The sequence below is a fragment of the Bacillus methanolicus genome (genome assembly GCF_028888695.1).
Taxonomy (GTDB): domain Bacteria; phylum Bacillota; class Bacilli; order Bacillales; family Cytobacillaceae; genus Bacillus_Z; species Bacillus_Z methanolicus_B.
This window is the reverse complement of the sequence record NZ_PNFF01000001.1, coordinates 2013840-2033480: the sequence shown is the minus strand read 5'-3', so window position 1 is coordinate 2033480 and position 19641 is coordinate 2013840. Positions and strand designations below refer to the sequence as shown.

Sequence of the window (19641 nt, the reverse complement as noted above, 5' to 3'; positions counted from 1 at the left end):
ATGAGAGTTGTCTTGCAGAGAAGCAAAGAAGCAAAAGTGACGGTAGATGGAAACATCGTTGGAGAAATAAGCAAAGGTCTCGTTCTCCTTGTCGGAGTCACCCATCATGATAAGGAAGAGGATGCCAAATTTCTTGCCGACAAAATTGCTAATCTTCGAGTATTCGAGGATGAAAACGGAAAGATGAATTTATCGCTTTTGGATGTCGGTGGTGAAATCCTGTCTGTGTCTCAATTCACATTGTATGGAGATTGCCGGAAAGGAAGGCGGCCCAACTTCATGGAAGCGGCAAAACCTGAGCAAGCTTTAAATATCTATGAAGCTTTTAACGCGTTTCTCAGGGAAAAAGGACTGAAGGTCGAGACGGGAAAATTCGGCGCAATGATGGATGTCCAGTTAATTAATGACGGACCTGTAACATTGATTGTTGAAAGCAAATAGGATGATCATTTAAAAACGGAGAAATAGTAAATCATTTCTTTGTTTTTTTCTTTTCTAAAATTCGGCGTTCAATAAATAATTATTATATGGATTTTTTGATTTTATTTCATTCTAATAAGAGGATGACCTATAGGTAATAGCTTCTTACCTTTCCGGTCAGCCTCTTTCTTAATGCTTAAAATATCTTGCCAGACCTTGAAATATACCTGAAGATACTGATTCCTGGTATTGTTCCGAGGTAACGAGCATTTCTTCTGCAGGATTGCTTAAATAACCGAGCTCAAGCAGAATGGCATTTTTGTTCGTTTCCCTGAGCACATGGTAATCGCCGAAACGAACACCTCGATCTTTCATTTTTGTCTGGCTGATTGTTGCTAAATGGACGGATGCAGCTAAAGGTTTTTGGAATGAGTGATAATAATAACTTGTAATTCCGCGTATGCTGCGGTCCTTAATGCTGTCATAGTGAATGCTGATAAATGCATCCGCATTATGATACTTTGCGGTGCTGACCCGCGAGCTTAAAGAGATATATGTATCATCGTTTCTTGTAAGAATGACATTTGCCCCGGATGCCTTTATTTTGTCATATAATAACTTTGCGGTTTTAAGTGTTACTTGTTTTTCCAGTGTTCCTCTTATTCCCGTCGTTCCATTATCCCTTCCCCCATGTCCCGGATCCAGGACGATCGTTTTATTTTTCAAATGCATGTCTGCACCAGGTTTTTCCACTTGCGGCGTGTTGCCTTTAACACTAACGATCCAACCTGCAACAAATGCAGTTGTTCCATTTTGAAGGCGGATTTCATACCAATCATTTTGCAAACTGACAATCTGAAATGTTTCTCCTTCGTTTGCTCGCCGAACGATTTCAGAATGGGCACTTGGGCTTTTTCGAAGATTTGTTCCGTTATGGATTATTGTTAAGGTACTGTTCTTTACGTTTTGTCCTTCAGACTTATTGCCGCCTGCTTCAGTTTTATCGAGAAACCAGTTGGCAACCCAGCCGAATTTCCCGGGCTTCCATTCGATTTTAGCCCAGTTATTTATTTCTTCATCGATTTGAAACGATTGTCCTTTTGAAACAGAACCGATGATGTTTCCATTTAGGTTCCCTTTGTCACGGACAGTCAGGGTTGTGGCTGTGACAGTTCCGATCACACCGGCAAGATTAGAAGAAAGTTGTGTTGTTGATTTTTTCTTGCTGCCTTTTTTCTCAACGAGTACATATTCGCTGCTGATCCATGCTGATTTCCCCGAAAAGCTGATTTCTGTCCAATCTCCTCTTTGTGAAAGAACCGTTACTTCTTCTCCTCTTTGGAGCTTTCCGATAATACTTCCATGTAAAGAAGGAGAGCTACGGACGTTTAATGAGTTTATCGTAATCTTTCCATTATTTTTTTTCGATACGGGAGGCTTGTCCGTTATAGCAAGATTTGTTGTTTGAAAGCTTACATACTCCTTGGCAACCCAGCCTACACCAAAAGAAGTTTGGATTTTTGCCCAGTTTTCATTTGTTTCAAGTATGGTTATCACTTGGCCTTTATTTAGTGATCCGATGACTTTAAAGTCTGTTCCCGGTCCTTTCCGCACCCTTAATCCGTCCGTCGTCACCATTCCTGTGTTTTCTTGATTCTTCTTAGCGGGAACAGGTGCAGGTCCGATTCCGCCGAAAAGCAGAATGAAGCAAATCAGAACAAAAACTGCTCTTTTTTTGAGCAAATAGCTCCCTCCATTCTTCTGTTATTTATTGTTATTTTAGCGGACACACATGGAAAAATCATTCCCTAATTGTTAATATCGGACAAACATCCTATCGTTTTTAAACGAATGATCAAGAATATGGAAAAAAGAACGATATTTTTCGCGGAAGCATGGGAACAATATACAGTGACAAATGAACGAAAGGTGATCACGATGAGATTCAGTGAAAAAGGAATGTCTGCAAGTTTAGGAGAAAATCAAATTCTCGGTGTTGATTTTCATGATTTTATTCAAAAAGAGCAAAATGAAAATATGTTTGAATTGGCTTCTGAATTCGGTTTGTCAATCAGGAATGTCAGAAAGCTGAAAAAAAGACTGGAGCGTTCGTAAAGGATTCTCCTGTACTCAGTTAAATCACTCTTGACAATCGACACGATTCTCCGTATGATAATGTAATTAAAAAAGCTAGTTTTAGAAAAACCGATGATGGAGAAGAGTAATTAAGACCCACATGAAAAGAGAGGAAATGTCTTGGCTGAAAACATTTCTGCATGATGACTTAATGAAAGAACACTCCGTAGGTTTCTCTCTGAAAAAGGTTTGTCCTCTATTAGGAGAAGAACGTGCGCAGGCGTTAACTGCTAAAAGTGGAAGTGCACTTTTGCGCTTCAATTAGGGTGGCACCACGGGAAAAACAAACTCTCGTCCCTTGTTTTTTAATGAAACAAGGGAGCGGGGGTTTTTTATTTTTCACTTATACATATCAAAAGAAATGAACAGGAGGATGGTCATGTCAATCCGTATACCAAGAGGAACACAGGATATTCTGCCCGGCCAGGTAGAAAAATGGCAATATATTGAAATGAAAGCCAGGGAATTATGCCGCAGGTTTCAATATCAAGAAATAAGGACCCCCATTTTTGAGCATACTGAATTGTTTCTTAGAGGTGTTGGGGATACAACAGATATTGTCCAAAAAGAAATGTACACGTTTGAGGACAGAGGAAAGAGAAGCTTAACATTGCGTCCGGAAGGTACAGCTCCAGTCGTAAGGTCCTTTATAGAAAATAAAATGTACGGAAATGCGAGCCAGCCTGTAAAGCTATATTATATGGGGCCGATGTTTCGCTACGAACGGCCGCAGGCAGGCCGGTACCGCCAATTCGTGCAATTTGGGGTTGAAGCGATGGGAAGCGCTGACCCGGCAATTGATGCTGAAGTCATTTCCTTAGCCGTTTCTCTTTACAAAGAACTTGGTTTAAAGAAATTAAAGGTGGTTATTAATAGCCTCGGCGACAAAGAAAGCCGCAGTGCTCACCGAGAAGCGTTAATTAACCATTTTCAGCCGCGAATCGGTGAATTTTGTTCAGATTGCCAAAACAGGCTGGAAAAAAACCCGATGAGGATCCTTGACTGCAAACAAGACCGCGACCATGAATTAATGAAAACGGCACCGTCGATTCTCGATTACTTGAATGATGAATCCCGAGCCTACTTTGAAAAAGTACAAGCATATTTAACCGACCTTAATATTGAATTTGAAGTTGATTCCAACCTTGTGCGCGGTCTTGATTATTATAACCACACTGCATTTGAAATTATGAGCGATGCAGAAGGGTTTGGAGCGATTACAACTTTATGCGGCGGCGGAAGATACAATGGTCTTGCCGAAGAATTAGGGGGGCCGGAAACTCCGGGCATCGGATTTGCATTAAGCATTGAACGGCTTATTGCGGCACTTGAGGCTGAAGGAGTCACACTTCCGTTGAATGAAAAACTTGATTGTTATCTTGTTTCATTAGGCGAAGATGCAAAAGATTATACGGTGAAGTTGCTATACAAGTTAAGAAATGAAGGGTTTTCCGCTGAAAGAGACTATCTTGACCGGAAAGTAAAAGCACAGTTCAAGGCTGCCGACCGCTTGAATGCTAAATTCGTAGCGGTATTAGGCGATGATGAACTAAAAGCAAATAAGATTAGTGTGAAAAACATGGAATCAGGTGAGCAAGTGGAGCTGGAACTAGCTTCATTCGTTGAAAAATTTAAAGAGATTTATCAATAGAGGAGGATCGAAAATGTTCGGAAGGACATATTTTTGCGGTGAAGTAACAGAAGAAGCAATCGGTAAAAAAGTAACGTTGAAAGGATGGGTTCAAAAGCGCCGTGATTTAGGGGGAGTAATCTTTGTCGATCTTCGCGACCGGACAGGAATTATTCAAGTCGTTTTTAATCCGGATATATCAAAGGAAGCGTTAGAGGCGGCTGAAAAAATCCGTTCTGAATATGTGCTGGATATAGAAGGAACAGTTGTGGCCCGTGAAGAGGGCACGATTAATGAAAATTTAAAAACCGGGAAAGTGGAAATTCAAGCTGAGAAAGTAACAATTTTGAATGAAGCAAAAAATCCTCCATTCGTCATTGCCGACCATACAGATGTATCAGAAGAAGTTCGCTTAAAATACCGTTACTTGGACTTGAGGCGTCCTATCATGTTTGAAACATTAAAAATGCGCCATCAAGTCACAAAAGCGATTCGTGATTTTCTTGACAGTGAAGGATTTTTAGATATTGAAACACCGATTTTAACAAAAAGCACCCCGGAAGGAGCACGCGATTATCTTGTTCCGAGCCGTGTTCATCCAGGTGAATTCTTTGCTCTTCCGCAATCTCCGCAAATTTTTAAACAGCTGTTGATGGTTGGAGGAGTCGAAAGATATTATCAAATAGCCCGCTGTTTCAGGGATGAAGACTTGCGGGCAGATCGGCAGCCGGAGTTTACACAGGTCGATATCGAAACAAGCTTCATGAGTCAGGAAGACATCATGTCTTTAATGGAAGAAATGATGAAAAAGGTCATGAAAGATGTAAAAGGGATGGACATTGAGACGCCTTTTCCGCGAATGACCTATCATGATGCAATGAGCCGTTACGGAACAGATAAGCCTGATACACGGTTTGGGCTTGAATTAATTGACTTATCTGAGATCGTCAAAAATTCAAGCTTTAAAGTTTTCGCGAATGCTGTAGCGAATGGCGGCCAAGTGAAGGCGATTAATGTAAAGGGAGCTAGTGTCAAATATTCAAGGAAAGATATTGATTCATTAACAGAATTTGTTTCCCGTTATGGAGCAAAGGGTTTGGCCTGGCTTAAGGCAGAAGAAGAAGGTCTGAAAGGTCCTATTGCAAAATTCCTGTCTGATGAAGAACAAAACGCGATTCATGCAGCCTTGGAAGTTGAAAAAGGAGACCTTTTGTTATTTGTTGCAGATAAAAAATCAGTTGTAGCAGATTCCCTCGGAGCACTTCGCTCAAAGCTCGGAAAAGACTTGGATTTGATTGACAAGAGCAAATTCCATTTCCTATGGATTACTGACTGGCCTTTATTGGAATATGATGAAGAGGAAGGCCGTTATTATGCAGCCCATCATCCGTTTACGATGCCATTCAGGGAAGATATTGAGCTTCTTGACCAAAATCCGGATGCTGTCCGGGCTCAAGCGTACGATCTCGTTTTAAACGGGTATGAGCTTGGAGGAGGTTCATTAAGAATTTTTGAACGAACCGTCCAGGAAAAAATGTTTAAAGTACTAGGCTTTAGTGAATCAGAAGCAAGAGAACAATTTGGTTTCTTGCTTGAAGCATTTGAATACGGAACGCCGCCTCACGGTGGGATTGCGCTTGGTCTTGACCGACTTGTCATGCTGTTGGCAGGGAGAACAAATCTCCGGGATACCATTGCGTTTCCAAAGACGGCAAGTGCTAGCTGCTTGTTAACAGAAGCTCCTGGAGAAGTAAGTTCGGCCCAGCTGGATGAACTGCATTTGTCACTTAATGTCAAAAAAAGTGAGTAAATTCCTATTTCTGTTTTCTTGAAATGAATTGGCTAAATATGATAATATACAGTCAACAGATAAAGAGTCCTGATGTGTTCGTTGGTAATCCTGAAGTTTTGACCGAACAACAATAACTTCGGGAGCCTGGGGTTTTCGGGCTGCGTAAATGCCTCCTTGAAGAGGACTTACATAAGCCCGGAACAAGGCACCCACCTGCGGAGAGCGGGTTCAAAACGAAGGCATCATAAACGACGGCACGATTGGGACTCTGTCAAACATAATTATATTTATTACTCCACGCAAAGCGCGTGGAGTTTTTATATTGTTTCCTATTTTTTTAAGTATATAATTTTCTTAGGACAGTGTTGGAGGTTAGGAAATTGAATGGAGAACCGCTTGCGTATCGAATGAGACCAACAAACATTGATGAAATTGTTGGCCAGAAAGATATTATCGGAAAACATACTAGTTTATATAAAATGATTAAAAATGGGTATGTTCCTTCAATGTTATTATATGGTGAACCGGGGATCGGCAAGACTTCAATTGCTTACGCTATAGCAGGAACGACGAAAATCCCTTTTATTGCTTTGAATGCAACGACAGCAGGCAAAAAAGATGTAGAAAATGTTGTGGAAGAAACCCGTCTAACGGGGAAAGTCATTTTGTTTTTAGATGAAATCCACCGTTTTAACAAAGCGCAACAAGACTATTTATTGCCGCATGTGGAGCGAGGAGATATCATCTTAATTGGAGCGACAACCGAAAATCCTTTTCACGATGTCAATCCGGCTATACGAAGTCGTTGCGGACAAATTAAGCAATTAACACGCTTAACAGTAGAAGATCTTCAAGAACTGCTTAAACGTGCCTTACATGACGAGAAAAAAGGGTTAGGAAAATTATCCATTCAAATTACTGATGAACACATACAAAAAATTGCATTCGGATCAAATGGAGATGCCAGAAAATCATTAACATTATTAGAATCGATTGTATATGCTTCCAGAAAAGACAACGATACCTATATTGTAGAAGATGAAACGATAAACGATATGATTGGCAATGTAGGTGTATATGGTGATAAAAAAGGTTCTAATTTCTATAATCTTCTTTCCAGTCTTCAAAAGAGCATTAGGGGAAGCGATGTAGATGCCGCCCTATATTACTTGGCACACTTACTTGAAACAGGCGATTTAACAGCAGTAAATCGAAGATTGTTAGTCATTGCTTATGAAGATATCGGTTTAGCGAATACGTCTGTTGGAAATAATGTGCTGGCAGCCGTCACAGCTAGTGAGCGTTTAGGCTTACCGGAAGCCCGCATCCCCTTGTCTGTTGCTGTGGTGGAAATGTGCCTGTCCCCTAAGTCCAATTCAGCGTATAAGGCCTTAGACAAAGCGATAGACGATATTAGAAAAGGTAAAGTGGGCGAAATCCCTAAACATCTTCGAGACGCTCACTATGCCGGCTCTAAAGAGTTAGGACATGTAGGCTATAAGTATCCGCACGATTACCCGATTGGCACTTTTGGCGGTTGGGTTCAGCAAGACTACCTCCCAAGCAATTTGAAGGGAACAAAATATTATCAACCGATCGAAGCCGGCGAAGAAAAAAGGCTTGCCGCTATCTATAAAAAACTTGAAGAATTTAAAAACCGGAAATGACGTCCCTATGGAAAAAATGAAAATGCATGATCGATCACAATGTGCTATAATGGCAAAAGCCTATCTTCATACTAAGAATTTTGATAAAATGAATGTTTAGATAAATGTTAGAAAACAGGAGCCATTTAAACCAATGAGAGAAAAAAGAACAGGCCAAGTTATGCCAAGGTTTATTGTTTATATTTCAGGATTACTCATTATGTCGTTTGGAATCGTACTCCTTATCAAAGCTGATTTAGGAGCTATGCCTTGGGATGTGTTGCATGTCGGATTGTATTATCAGCTTGGACTGACAATTGGGAGCTGGTCGATCATTGTCGGTTTTTTTATTTTGACTGTGTCCGCTCTTATTTCAAAAGAATTGCCTCAGTCTGGTACGTTTTTAAACATGCTGCTTGTCGGCCTGTTCATCGATATGTATTTAATGCTCCCGTTTCTGCAAACTCCTCATACGCTAACAGGAAAAATGATTATGTTTGTATGCGGAGTCATCATAAATGGGTATGGAATAGGAATTTACATATCGGCGCAATTAGGTGCCGGGCCAAGGGACAGCCTAATGATTGCCATAACGTCTAAAACAGGCTGGAAAGTGAGAAATGTCCGGGCAGGAATAGAATTGATAGTCCTTATTATCGGCTGGCAGCTTGAAGGCCCTGTATTTTTGGGAACAATATTATTCACAATGGCAATTGGACCGATTGTCGGGATTACTTTACCTCAATGTCAGCGGCTGACAGACTGGTGGCTTAACTATTTAAGAAAAAGAGAGATAATGGTAGGCATGAAAACTAGAGAAGAAACGAATCGAGGTGCAGGGGCATGAAAATTTCTACAAAAGGCAGATATGGATTAACGATTATGATCGAGTTGGCAAAACGACATGGAGAAGGTCCGATTTCCCTAAAAACGATTGCCCAAACAAACGACTTATCTGAACACTACTTAGAGCAATTGATAGCGCCCTTACGAAATGCCGGGTTGGTTAGAAGTATCCGAGGGGCATATGGCGGATATGTTTTGGGGAAAGAACCTTCTACAATTACAGCAGGAGATATTATCCGTGTGTTAGAAGGCCCGATCAGTCCGGTTGAAGGGATTGAAGACGAAGAGCCGGCTAAAAGGGAATTATGGATTCGAATCAGGGATGCAGTAAAAGAAGTTCTTGATAATACAACATTAGAAGATTTATCGAATTATACAGGCGATGGCGAAACGGATTCTTATATGTTTTATATTTAATTGACAGGAAGAGAAGGTGGCACTTTTGGAACGAATTTACTTGGATCATGCGGCAACCTCGCCGATGCATCCAAAAGTTATTGAAGCTGTAGTAAATGTCATGAATTCCAATTTCGGCAACCCATCCAGCATTCATTCTTTTGGGCGTGAAGCGCGGCTTTTGGTAGATGAGGCGAGAGATGTACTTGCAAAAAGCATTGGCGCCAAGCCGAATGAAATCATTTTTACTAGCGGCGGAACAGAAGCTGACAATTTAGCATTAATTGGTATTGCTGAAGCTTATAAAAGCAAAGGCAAGCATATTATTTCAACTGAAATTGAACATCATGCCGTTCTAAATACATGTAAAGAGCTTGAAAACCGCGGGTTTGAGGTCACATATTTGCCTGTTGATGAGACAGGCAAAGTTTCTGCCCGCGATCTTAAAAAGAATTTGCGGGATGACACCATTCTTGTATCCGTCATGTATGGAAACAACGAAGTTGGAACTTTGCAGCCTATTCAAGAAATAGGGGAAGTATTAGCCGAACACCAAGCTGTTTTTCATACAGATGCTGTACAAGCATATGGGCTGGAAAAAATAAATGTAAATGAAGCCAAGATCGATTTATTGTCCGTTTCCGCTCATAAGATTAACGGCCCTAAAGGGATCGGATTTCTTTACATCCGTGATGGCATTAAGCTTTTACCGCGCATTTTCGGCGGAGAGCAGGAAAGAAAACGCCGTGCCGGGACTGAAAATGTTGCTTCTATTGTCGGTTTTAAAGAAGCAGTCATCATTAGTCAGCAAGAGATGGATGCAAGGCGGGAGAAATATCGAGAATGGAAAAATGTCCTCATAAAAAAATTTCAAGAAGAAGGCATTGATTTCAGCATTAACGGTTCACTTGAAAATTCAATGCCGCATGTAATAAACTTAAGCTTTCCCGGAACAAATGTGGAAGCGATGCTTGTGAATATGGATTTGGCGGGAATTGCAGTATCAAGCGGTTCAGCTTGTACAGCAGGATCTGTTGATCCATCACATGTGCTCGTAGCAATGTTCGGAAAAGATTCAGAGAAAATCAGGAATTCGATCAGGTTCAGTTTTGGACTTTATAATACAACTGAACAAATTGAAAAAGCGGCACTCGAAACAGCGAAAATCGTCAAAAGAATGACAAACAAATAAGATAAATGTTTGGCACAGCGAGGTGAGAACAGTGGAAAAAGCGCCAAAGGATACAAGAGTTGTGATCGGAATGTCAGGCGGGGTGGATTCATCGGTTGCGGCATTATTATTAAAAGAGCAAGGGTATGATGTCATCGGAATCTTTATGAAAAACTGGGATGATACAGATGAAAATGGCGTATGTACTGCAACGGAGGATTACGAGGATGTCATCCGCGTCTGCAACCAAATTGGAATCCCTTACTATGCCGTAAATTTTGAAAAGCAATATTGGGAGAAAGTATTTACTTATTTCCTAGACGAATACAAAGCAGGCAGAACTCCAAATCCTGATGTCATGTGCAACAAAGAAATTAAATTCAAAGCTTTTCTTGATCATGCCCTTCATTTAGGTGCCGATTATTTAGCGACCGGGCACTATGCAAGAGTTGAATACCGGGACGGAGAGCATAAAATGCTCAGGGGCCTTGATGAAAATAAGGACCAATCGTATTTCTTAAACCAGCTGACTTCTGAGACACTCGAGAAAGTAATGTTTCCGATCGGCAATTTAGAAAAGTCAAAAGTTAGGGAAATTGCCAGAGAAGCGGGTCTAGCAACTGCTTCAAAGAAAGACAGTACGGGAATATGCTTTATCGGGGAAAGAAACTTTAAAGAATTCTTAAGCAACTATCTTCCTGCTCAGCCTGGGAATATGGAAACAATGGACGGAGAAGTGAAAGGAAAACATGACGGTTTAATGTATTACACAATTGGCCAAAGACATGGACTGGGAATTGGCGGCTCAGGCGAACCTTGGTTTGTCATCGGCAAAGACTTAGAACGAAATGTTTTATATGTTGGCCAAGGATTCGATAATGAACACCTCTACTCAGATTCGATCATTGCAACAAATGTAAGCTGGGTGTCTAAACATGCAAAGCCGCAGGAGTTTGATTGCACAGCGAAATTCCGTTATCGCCAGCCTGACAACAAAGTCACTGTTCAGCTCATGGAAGGAAACAAAGCAAAAGTGATTTTCCATGAACCAATAAGAGCAGTCACACCAGGACAAGCCGTAGTGTTCTATAACGGTGAAGAATGTCTTGGCGGCGGTACGATAGACCAAATATTTAGAAATGGCGAATTGCTTACTTATGTAGGTTAATGTAAAAAAGAAGTGGCTGACTCAATAGCTAGAGTCAGCCTTTTGTTTTGAGTATCTGATCCTTAAAAAGCCCCGAAGAAATATGCTATACTTTCAAATAGAATGGAGCGTGAACAATCATGGATAAAAACGCAATCGGGATTCAATATATGAAAGAAGGCAAGTGGGAAGAAGCTGCCAAAGTTTTCTCTGAAGCAATTGAAGAAAATCCTAAAGATCCAATCGCGTATATAAATTTTGGAAATTTGCTTTCAGCAATTGGCGAAACGGACAAGGCTTTCAATTTTTTTCAAAAAGCGATCGAGCTTGATGAAAATGCCGCAACAGCTTATTACAGCGTCGGAAATTTATATTATGAAATGCAGCGTTTTGAAGAGGCCAAAAATATGTTTGAAAAAGCAATGAAAAAGGGCCTTGAATCAAGTGATAACTTCTTTATGCTGGGAATGACGCTTGTTCAGTTGGAACAACCGAAACTTGCACTGCCTTATTTGCAAAGATGCGTTGAATTAAATGAAATGGATGCAGAAGCAAGGTTTCAGTATGGGCTCTGCCTCGCCCAGAAGAACTTTATTGATGAAGCAATTGTGCAATTTGAGCGTTGCGTTGACATTGACCCGGACCATGCAGATGCATTTTACAACCTCGGAGTTGCGTACGGTTACAACGAAAACGCAGAAAAAGCACTTGCCATGTTTGAAAAAGCTCTTGCTATTCAACCGGATCATATACTCGCGGGTTATGGGAAAAAATTGATTGAAAAAGGAGATTCCAATCTCCATTAATTGTTAATTTCGTTCGAAGAAGGATGGGAAACAATGGCGGAAAAACAAAACACACTTGATTTGTTTGCTGACGGCCAAAAATACATAAAAGGCAAACATATTGTTACAATCTTTCATAATGATCAAAATTTGTACACTGTATTGCGTATACGTGTGGAAGAAACAAATGAGAATTATGAAGATAAAGAAGCAGTTATTACAGGCTATTTTCCCCGCCTTCATGAACAAGAAATTTATACATTTTTTGGCCAGATGAAGGAGCACCCGAAGTTCGGGCTTCAGTTCCAGGCAAATCATTTCAGGAAAGAAATGCCTCAGTCCAAGCAAGGTGTCATTAATTATCTGTCAAGTGAACTTTTTAAAGGCATTGGCAAAAAGACTGCTGAAAATATTGTTGCCACTCTTGGCGAAAATGCCATCTCAAGGATTTTAAATGAGCCGTCACTGCTTGATTCAGTACCAAAGCTTCCTCCGGATAAAGCAAAGATGTTGTATGATACGCTCATGGAGCATCAAGGGCTGGAACAAATAATGATTGCTTTAAATCAATATGGCTTCGGTCCGCAGCTGTCAATGAGAATTTATCAGGTTTATAAGGAACAAACCCTTGACATCATTCAATCTAATCCTTTCAAGCTCGTGGAAGATATCGAAGGTGTCGGTTTTGGCCGGGCAGATGAGCTCGGGCTTAAGCTCGGCATAACAGGAAACCATCCGGACAGGATAAGAGCTGCTTGTTTATATACGCTGGAAAATGAGAGCCTGCAAGCAGGACATGTCTTCCTGAACGCAAAGGATTTATTGGAAAGGGTCAAGAAGCTGCTTGAAGAAAACCAGCCTGAAGAAATTGATTATACTGATATTTCCAATGAAATTATGAAGCTTCAAGAAGAAGGGAAAATCATTGGTGAAGAAAAGAGGATCTATTTGCCTTCCCTTTATTTTGCAGAAAAGGGTCTTGTAACAAATATAAAGCGAATCTTATCGCAAACTGAGTACGAAAACCAGTTTCCTGAATCAGAGTTCCTGCTGGCACTAGGAAAATTGGAAGAAAGACTTGGTGTACAGTATGCCCCGACACAAAAGGAAGCGATCCAAACAGCGCTCATGTCGCCGATGATGATTTTAACGGGCGGGCCCGGAACCGGGAAAACTACTGTTATAAAAGGAATTGTCGAGCTTTATGCCGAACTGCACGGCTGTTCATTGGACCCTAAGGACTACCGAAAGGACGAGCCATACCCGTTTTTGCTGGCTGCCCCAACCGGCCGAGCTGCCAAAAGAATGAGTGAATCGACGGGATTGCCTGCAGTGACCATCCATCGCCTGCTTGGCTGGAATGGCACGGAAGGCTTTGATCGGAATGAAGATCATCCTCTTGAAGGAAAATTGCTCATTGTTGATGAAACATCTATGGTCGATGTGTGGCTTGCCAATCAATTATTTAAGGCATTGCCTGAACAAATTCAGGTAATCCTTGTCGGTGATGAAGACCAATTACCATCGGTGGGACCGGGGCAAGTATTAAAAGACTTGCTGCAATCGGAAAGAATTCCTACCGTGCGTTTGACAGATATTTATCGCCAAGCTGAAGGGTCATCCATCATTGAACTTGCCCACGAAATGAAAAATGGCAGACTGCCTGAAGGAATATCGGAACCGAAGCCTGACCGTTCGTTTATAAAGTGTACTACTGCACAAATTGCCCAAGTTGTCGAGAAGGTCGCCTTAAATGCGAAGAAAAAAGGCTATTCAGCAAAGGATATTCAAGTACTCGCTCCGATGTATCGGGGACCTGCAGGAATTGATCGCTTGAATGTATTATTGCAGGAAATTTTCAATCCGAATCCTGAAGGGTCACGAAAAGAGATCTCTTTCGGGGATGTGAAGTACAGGATTGGCGATAAGGTTCTTCAGCTCGTAAACCAGCCGGAAAGCAATGTTTTTAACGGAGACATCGGAGAAATTGTATCGATTTTCTATGCCAAAGAAAATACTGAAAAACAAGATATGATCGTGGTCTCTTTTGAAGGGACAGAAGTTACGTATACCCGCCAGGACCTTAACCAAATTACACATGCTTACTGCTGTTCTGTTCATAAAGCGCAAGGAAGCGAATTTCAAATCGTGATCCTTCCTGTCGTAAGAAGCTATTACCGAATGCTGCGCAGAAATCTAATTTATACAGCTATTACGAGAAGCAAACAGTTTCTTATTTTGTGCGGTGAAGAAGATGCTTTAAGAATGGGTGTAGAAAGAACAGATGATCAAAAACGCAATACTTCACTATGCGAAAAGCTTCAAGAGCAAATTCCTGCACTTGAGCTGACAGAAAAGAATGAAAATGCCGAACCTCTAGTTTCTTTCGAAGAGATGTTGATGAATGAGGATCCGATGATCGGAATGGAAAATATCACTCCTTATGATTTTATGGTGGAAGAAGAAGGATAAAAGTTGTACAGGCGCCTTTAAGTGCGCTTTTTTTTTGCTTTTCTTTTTGGAAAATGTTTTATCTTATGAAATCGTCTTTACAACGGAAACTAAAAATGTTCGGAAAGGTGGGATGATATCTTTGCGGACATATTCATTATTAAAAGGGCTCCCTGTATATGAACTGAAAAGCGGCGAAAAAATTGGCCATGTTTATGATCTAAATATTTCGAGCAACGGGATTGTAAGAGGATTATTAATTAAAAAAGGCAATCTTTTTCGAAAAACATTCACTGTCCAGATAGAAAATGTCTCTTCCTTCGGCTTGGATGGGGTAATGATTGAAGATAAAAAGGTATTGGAACCTATAAATTTTCCGCCTGATTATACATTAGAACATAAGCAATGCTTGACAGGCAAAATGATTATGTCGAATGAAGGCGATAAACTTGGATTATTGGAAGATGTATATTTTATGGAAGAAGTGGGCACAATCGTAGGGTATGAAATAACGGATGGGTTCTTTTCGGACATAACGGAAGGGAAGCGTGTCGTTAAAACCGTTGCCCCCCCTGCGATCGGGAAGGATACCATCATTGTTAATGTAAAATCTACGTGAGGTGTCGTTCCGTGTTTAAGTGTCCGAATTGCCAGAGCAAGGATATTGGAAAAATTGGTATTAATCAATATTATTGCTGGAGCTGCTTTATAGAGCTGTCAGTTTCAAATAACATTATTTATACCCATCAAGTGGAGGAAGATGGGTCATTAAGCTCTCTGGATGATTTGTTCGATGAAGAAGATCGCCGTTTAAGTCTATAATTTAATTTTTCGGGATGGAGTGAAAGAAAAAATGAAAAAAATGTTGACCTCAGCCATTGCATTAGGCGCCGGTATGGTTGCCTATAATTATGCGCAGAAAAACAATATGATCTCCAATCGAAAAATAAAAAATTTACAGAAACGAATTACAAAAGTGCTTTCTTAAAGAAAAATAACGATCCGGCTTAATGAAGAACAATTGATTAACCCTTGTCAAACTTTTTGGCAGGGGTTTTTTGCACTAAAAGAATAAATCTTCTTCGTCCAACAACAATATGAAGAGGAGGGGATTTGTTTGGATATTAAAATGAAATGGTTTTACCGGCTAGGATTCCTCCTTCTTTTGTTTATTGTAATCTTTGTGTTCATAAAACTTCAAGAAGTGTGGATACCGGTTATTAAGATCGTGTTATCGGTATTAACCCCTTTTATGATTGCATCTTTTATTACTTATTTGCTTCATCCTGTAGTTGAAAAGCTTCATGAAACAGGGCTTCACAGGGGAGTTGCCATTGCCATCATTTATTTTTTATTTTTTGGGGGCGCAGGATTTACACTTTACAAAGCCATTCCCGCAATCATCTTGCAATTAAAAGATTTAACAGAACATGCTCCTGAAGTTGCTGAACAATATAGAACATGGATTGAAAAAATACAAAACAAGACTCATGCATGGCCAAATGGGTTTCAAGAAAAAATTGATAGCAGCATTTTAGCGGTTGAAAAAACATTGGATCGGATTTTGTCAAAAACAGTAAACAGTCTCGTCAAAATTGTCAATTCTCTTTTAATGATCGCAATCATTCCTTTTATCACTTTTTATATGCTAAAAGATTATGATGTCATGAAAAAAGCAGTATGGTATTTAACGCCGAGAAAATGGAGGCAACAAGGGGTATTATTTTTAAGGGATGTAGATAAATCACTGGGCGGTTACATACGCGGCCAAATGCTCGTATGTGCGATCATTGGTTCATGTGCTGCATTGTTATTTTGGTTTGCAGGGATTAAGTATCCGCTTCTTCTTGGATTAATTGTCGGAATTACAAATGTTATTCCATATTTCGGCCCTATCATCGGCGCGGTTCCGGCTGTTATTATCGCTGTTACCATGTCTGTAAAAATGGCTCTAATTGCCATTATTATCGTTTTTTCGCTGCAATTTTTAGAAGGGAATATTTTATCACCGCTGATCGTCGGAAAAAGTCTTCATATGCATCCATTAATGATTATGTTTGCCTTGCTATCCGGAGGTGAAATAGGCGGAATATTAGGATTGATTCTTGCGGTGCCAGTGTTAGCGGTCTTAAAAGTAGCCTTATTACATGCAAAAGACCACATGATAAGAGCAAATCGTGAAATGGAAACAAAACCGAATCGATGAGTAAGATTGACAAACGTAAATCCACTCTTTATAATTCGGCTATAGGTATAGATGAAAACATGAAGAAGGATCAAGTATGTTGCAGTCCATCTGAATGCAAATGCATGGAAGAGAGGAATTCCCCCGGGCTGAAAGGAATTCCAGATGAAGGGCAACAGAAAGCTAATCCGGAGTGCAGCTAACCCCTGCCGTTTAACCGCGTTAAGGTGATTTGAGAGATGGATGCATATTTTGTATCCATAATCAGGGTGGTACCGCGAGTTCAGCTCTCGTCCCTGTCAGGGGATGAGAGCTTTTTATGTTGTGAAAATGACAAACTAATAATTTAGAAAAGGAGATGATTCTTAATGAAAAAATTAACCGGTTCTGAAATCCGCAGGATGTTTCTTGAATTTTTCAAAGAAAAAGGACATGCTGTCGAACCGAGTGCATCTCTCGTTCCACATGATGATCCTTCTCTTCTTTGGATTAACAGCGGTGTTGCAACATTAAAAAAATACTTTGATGGCCGGGTTGTTCCTGATAATCCCCGGATTACGAATGCTCAAAAATCCATTAGAACGAATGATATTGAAAACGTAGGAAAAACTGCCCGCCACCATACGTTTTTTGAAATGCTTGGAAATTTTTCGATCGGTGATTATTTTAAAGAAGAAGCAATTGAATGGGCCTGGGAATTTTTAACGGATGAAAAATGGATTGGGTTCGATCCGGATCGATTATCCGTGACCATTCATCCCGAGGATGATGAAGCATTTGAAATTTGGAATAAAAAAATAGGTATTCCGGAAGACAGAATAATTCGTCTGGAAGGGAATTTCTGGGATATCGGAGAAGGGCCAAGCGGACCTAATACAGAAATCTTCTATGACAGAGGCCCTGAGTACGGGGATGATCCGAATGATCCCGAATTATTCCCCGGAGGCGAAAATGATCGTTATTTAGAAGTATGGAACCTTGTTTTTTCTGAATTTAACCATAATCCCGACGGTACATACACTCCTCTTCCGAAAAAGAATATTGATACCGGAATGGGTCTTGAACGCATGGCATCCGTTGTTCAAAATGTCCCTACCAACTTTGACACTGATTTATTTCTGCCGATCATTAAAGCAACTGAAAAAATTTCCGGTGAATCATACGGTCGAGATAAGGAAAAAGATGTGGCATTTAAAGTGATTGCTGACCATATCCGGACAGTTACATTTGCAGTTGGTGACGGCGCATTGCCTTCTAATGAAGGAAGAGGCTATGTGATAAGAAGATTGCTTCGCCGGGCAGTTCGCTATGCAAAGCAAATTAATATTGACCGCCCGTTCATGTTTGAACTTGTTCCGACAGTTGGCGAAATCATGAATGATTACTACCCGGAAGTCCAAGAGAAAACAGAATTTATCCAAAAGGTAATAAAAAATGAGGAAGAACGGTTCCATGAAACTTTACATGAGGGCTTAGCGATTTTGGCAAATGTGATCAAGAAAGAGAAAGAAAAAGGAAGCAGAATCATTTCAGGCCTGGACGTGTTCCGATTATATGATACGTATGGTTTCCCTGTGGAACTTACCGAAGAATATGCGGAAGAAGAAGGCATGGGGATTGATCACGAAGGTTTTGAAAAAGAAATGGAAAATCAGCGTGAGCGCGCCCGTTCTGCCCGCCAAGATGTAGGATCCATGCAGGTGCAGGGAGGAGTATTGGGCGACATTAAGGAAGAAAGCAAGTTTATCGGCTATGATCAGCTCGAAGCAAATGCTACCGTTCTTGTGATTGTGAAAGACGGCCAGCTTGTTGAAGAAGCAACAGCCGGCGACGAAGTTCAATTCATCCTGGATGTCACTCCTTTTTATGCAGAAAGCGGAGGACAAATAGCCGATGAAGGAACAATTGTCTCCGATGGTCTTGTTGTTCAAGTAAATGATGTCCAAAAAGCGCCTAACGGACAGCATTTACATCGTGCTGTTGTGAAAGAAGGAACCCTTAAAAAAGGTCAGCAAGTAAGAGCAGCCATTAATGAGCACAACCGCGGCAAAATAATTAAAAATCATACAGCAACGCATTTATTGCACCAGGCATTAAAAGATGTTCTTGGAGACCACGTCAATCAGGCTGGGTCTTTCGTCGGACCGGACAGGCTTCGCTTTGACTTTTCTCACTTTGGCCAAATTCAACCTGAAGAATTAGAAAAAATTGAAACGATTGTCAACGAAAAGATTTGGAGAAATTTCGATGTTGAAATTGACTATAAACCAATTGATGAAGCAAAAGCAATGGGAGCTATGGCTCTTTTCGGCGAAAAATACGGAGATATTGTCCGTGTAGTCCAAGTAGGGGATTACAGCCTTGAACTATGCGGCGGGTGCCATGTTCCGAATACTTCTGTGATCGGTTTATTTAAAATTGTTTCAGAAAGCGGCATTGGAGCAGGTACACGGCGGATTGAAGCAGTAACAGGCGAGGCTGCATACCAATTGTTAAATGAGCAAATTGGCATTTTAAAAGAAGCCGCTAGCAAATTAAAAACAAATCCGCGTGATGTTGCAGCGAGAATTGACACATTACTGGCTGAAATGAAACAGCTCCAGCGTGAAAACGAATCGCTTTCTGCAAAATTGGGAAATATTGAAGCAAGAAACCTTGCTTCCAGTGCGAAAGAAGTAAATGGCATAAAGTTTATTGCTGCAAAAGTTCAGGCAGCTGATATGAACAATTTACGTAATATGGCAGATGATCTAAAGCAAAAACTCGGTTCTGTAATCGTTGTTCTTGCGAGTGTTCATGATGGAAAAGTCAATATTATTGCTGGTATAACAAAAGATTTAATCGAAAAAGGGTACCATGCAGGCAAACTAGTAAAAGAAGTAGCGACTCGCTGCGGGGGCGGAGGCGGAGGCCGTCCTGATATGGCTCAAGCGGGCGGAAAAGATCCGAATAAGATTGACAGTGCTCTTCAATTTGTTGAAGAATGGATAAAATCCGTTTGATATCGGCTCAAACTAGTGTAAAATGTAGGTAACA

17 protein-coding genes, 1 other RNA gene and 1 other annotated feature are annotated in these 19641 nt (G+C 40.6%); of the genes, 17 read left to right on the top strand and 1 reads right to left on the bottom strand.

The genetic code is table 11. From position 1 onward, the window contains the following. Positions 1-441, top strand: a complete 441-nt coding sequence (gene dtd, locus C0966_RS10255; RefSeq protein WP_274855342.1) for a D-aminoacyl-tRNA deacylase — start codon at positions 1-3, stop codon at positions 439-441. Between the two features lie 168 nt (positions 442-609). Here the strand turns inward: dtd and C0966_RS10250 are convergent, their stop codons facing one another. After that, on the bottom strand, positions 610-2163 hold the full coding sequence (locus C0966_RS10250) for an SH3 domain-containing protein (RefSeq protein WP_274855341.1): 1554 nt from the start codon (positions 2161-2163) through the stop codon (positions 610-612). Positions 2164-2283: 120 nt separating this feature from the next. Between C0966_RS10250 and C0966_RS10245 the strand changes: the two genes are divergently transcribed. From C0966_RS10245 to alaS, 16 genes are all read left to right on the top strand, one after another. Next, on the top strand, positions 2284-2535 hold the full coding sequence (locus tag C0966_RS10245; protein ID WP_274855778.1) for a hypothetical protein: 252 nt from the start codon (positions 2284-2286) through the stop codon (positions 2533-2535). A gap of 84 nt (positions 2536-2619) precedes the next feature. Then, positions 2620-2858: a binding site (T-box leader), on the top strand. 77 nt (positions 2859-2935) lie between these two features. Beyond that, positions 2936-4207 (top strand): histidine--tRNA ligase, encoded by a 1272-nt coding sequence (hisS, locus tag C0966_RS10240; RefSeq protein WP_274855340.1) that lies wholly within the window; start codon positions 2936-2938, stop codon positions 4205-4207. A gap of 13 nt (positions 4208-4220) precedes the next feature. Further along, positions 4221-5996 carry an aspartate--tRNA ligase gene (aspS, locus tag C0966_RS10235; protein WP_274855339.1) on the top strand — a complete coding sequence of 592 codons (1776 nt, stop codon included), beginning with the start codon at positions 4221-4223 and terminating at the stop codon, positions 5994-5996. Positions 5997-6059: 63 nt separating this feature from the next. Continuing rightward, a non-coding RNA gene (gene ssrS / locus C0966_RS10230) (6S RNA) lies at positions 6060-6249 on the top strand. A 109-nt stretch (positions 6250-6358) separates the two neighbouring features. Continuing rightward, a complete protein-coding gene (locus tag C0966_RS10225; RefSeq protein ID WP_274855337.1) occupies positions 6359-7645 on the top strand; it encodes a replication-associated recombination protein A in 1287 nt (428 codons plus the stop codon). 133 nt (positions 7646-7778) lie between these two features. Beyond that, complete coding sequence (locus C0966_RS10220) at positions 7779-8471, top strand: YczE/YyaS/YitT family protein (RefSeq protein ID WP_274855336.1); 693 nt, start codon at positions 7779-7781, stop codon at positions 8469-8471. Further along, positions 8468-8887 (top strand): cysteine metabolism transcriptional regulator CymR, encoded by a 420-nt coding sequence (cymR, locus tag C0966_RS10215; RefSeq protein ID WP_274855335.1) that lies wholly within the window; start codon positions 8468-8470, stop codon positions 8885-8887. The genes C0966_RS10220 and cymR overlap by 4 nt, the downstream gene beginning before the upstream one ends. Before the next feature lie 25 nt (positions 8888-8912). After that, positions 8913-10058 carry a cysteine desulfurase family protein gene (locus C0966_RS10210; RefSeq protein ID WP_274855334.1) on the top strand — a complete coding sequence of 382 codons (1146 nt, stop codon included), beginning with the start codon at positions 8913-8915 and terminating at the stop codon, positions 10056-10058. Between the two features lie 31 nt (positions 10059-10089). Continuing rightward, positions 10090-11205 (top strand): tRNA 2-thiouridine(34) synthase MnmA, encoded by a 1116-nt coding sequence (gene mnmA / locus C0966_RS10205; protein ID WP_274855333.1) that lies wholly within the window; start codon positions 10090-10092, stop codon positions 11203-11205. 119 nt (positions 11206-11324) lie between these two features. Further along, positions 11325-11990 (top strand): tetratricopeptide repeat protein, encoded by a 666-nt coding sequence (locus C0966_RS10200; RefSeq protein WP_274855332.1) that lies wholly within the window; start codon positions 11325-11327, stop codon positions 11988-11990. A 33-nt stretch (positions 11991-12023) separates the two neighbouring features. Beyond that, entirely contained in the window at positions 12024-14441 is a 2418-nt protein-coding gene (gene recD2 / locus C0966_RS10195; protein WP_274855331.1) for an SF1B family DNA helicase RecD2, read from the top strand. A 121-nt stretch (positions 14442-14562) separates the two neighbouring features. Beyond that, entirely contained in the window at positions 14563-15039 is a 477-nt protein-coding gene (locus C0966_RS10190; RefSeq protein ID WP_274855330.1) for a PRC-barrel domain-containing protein, read from the top strand. An 11-nt stretch (positions 15040-15050) separates the two neighbouring features. Then, positions 15051-15242, top strand: coding sequence for a hypothetical protein (locus C0966_RS10185; RefSeq protein ID WP_274855329.1), 192 nt, complete (start codon positions 15051-15053; stop codon positions 15240-15242). A 31-nt stretch (positions 15243-15273) separates the two neighbouring features. Beyond that, the gene (locus C0966_RS10180) at positions 15274-15408 is read left to right on the top strand and encodes a YrzQ family protein (RefSeq protein WP_274855328.1); all 135 of its coding nucleotides are present in this window, start codon (positions 15274-15276) and stop codon (positions 15406-15408) included. A gap of 129 nt (positions 15409-15537) precedes the next feature. Continuing rightward, positions 15538-16626 carry an AI-2E family transporter gene (locus C0966_RS10175; protein ID WP_274855327.1) on the top strand — a complete coding sequence of 363 codons (1089 nt, stop codon included), beginning with the start codon at positions 15538-15540 and terminating at the stop codon, positions 16624-16626. A 347-nt stretch (positions 16627-16973) separates the two neighbouring features. Continuing rightward, a complete protein-coding gene (gene alaS / locus C0966_RS10170) occupies positions 16974-19607 on the top strand; it encodes an alanine--tRNA ligase (protein ID WP_274855326.1) in 2634 nt (877 codons plus the stop codon). The last annotated feature ends 34 nt before the right edge of the window (positions 19608-19641 follow it).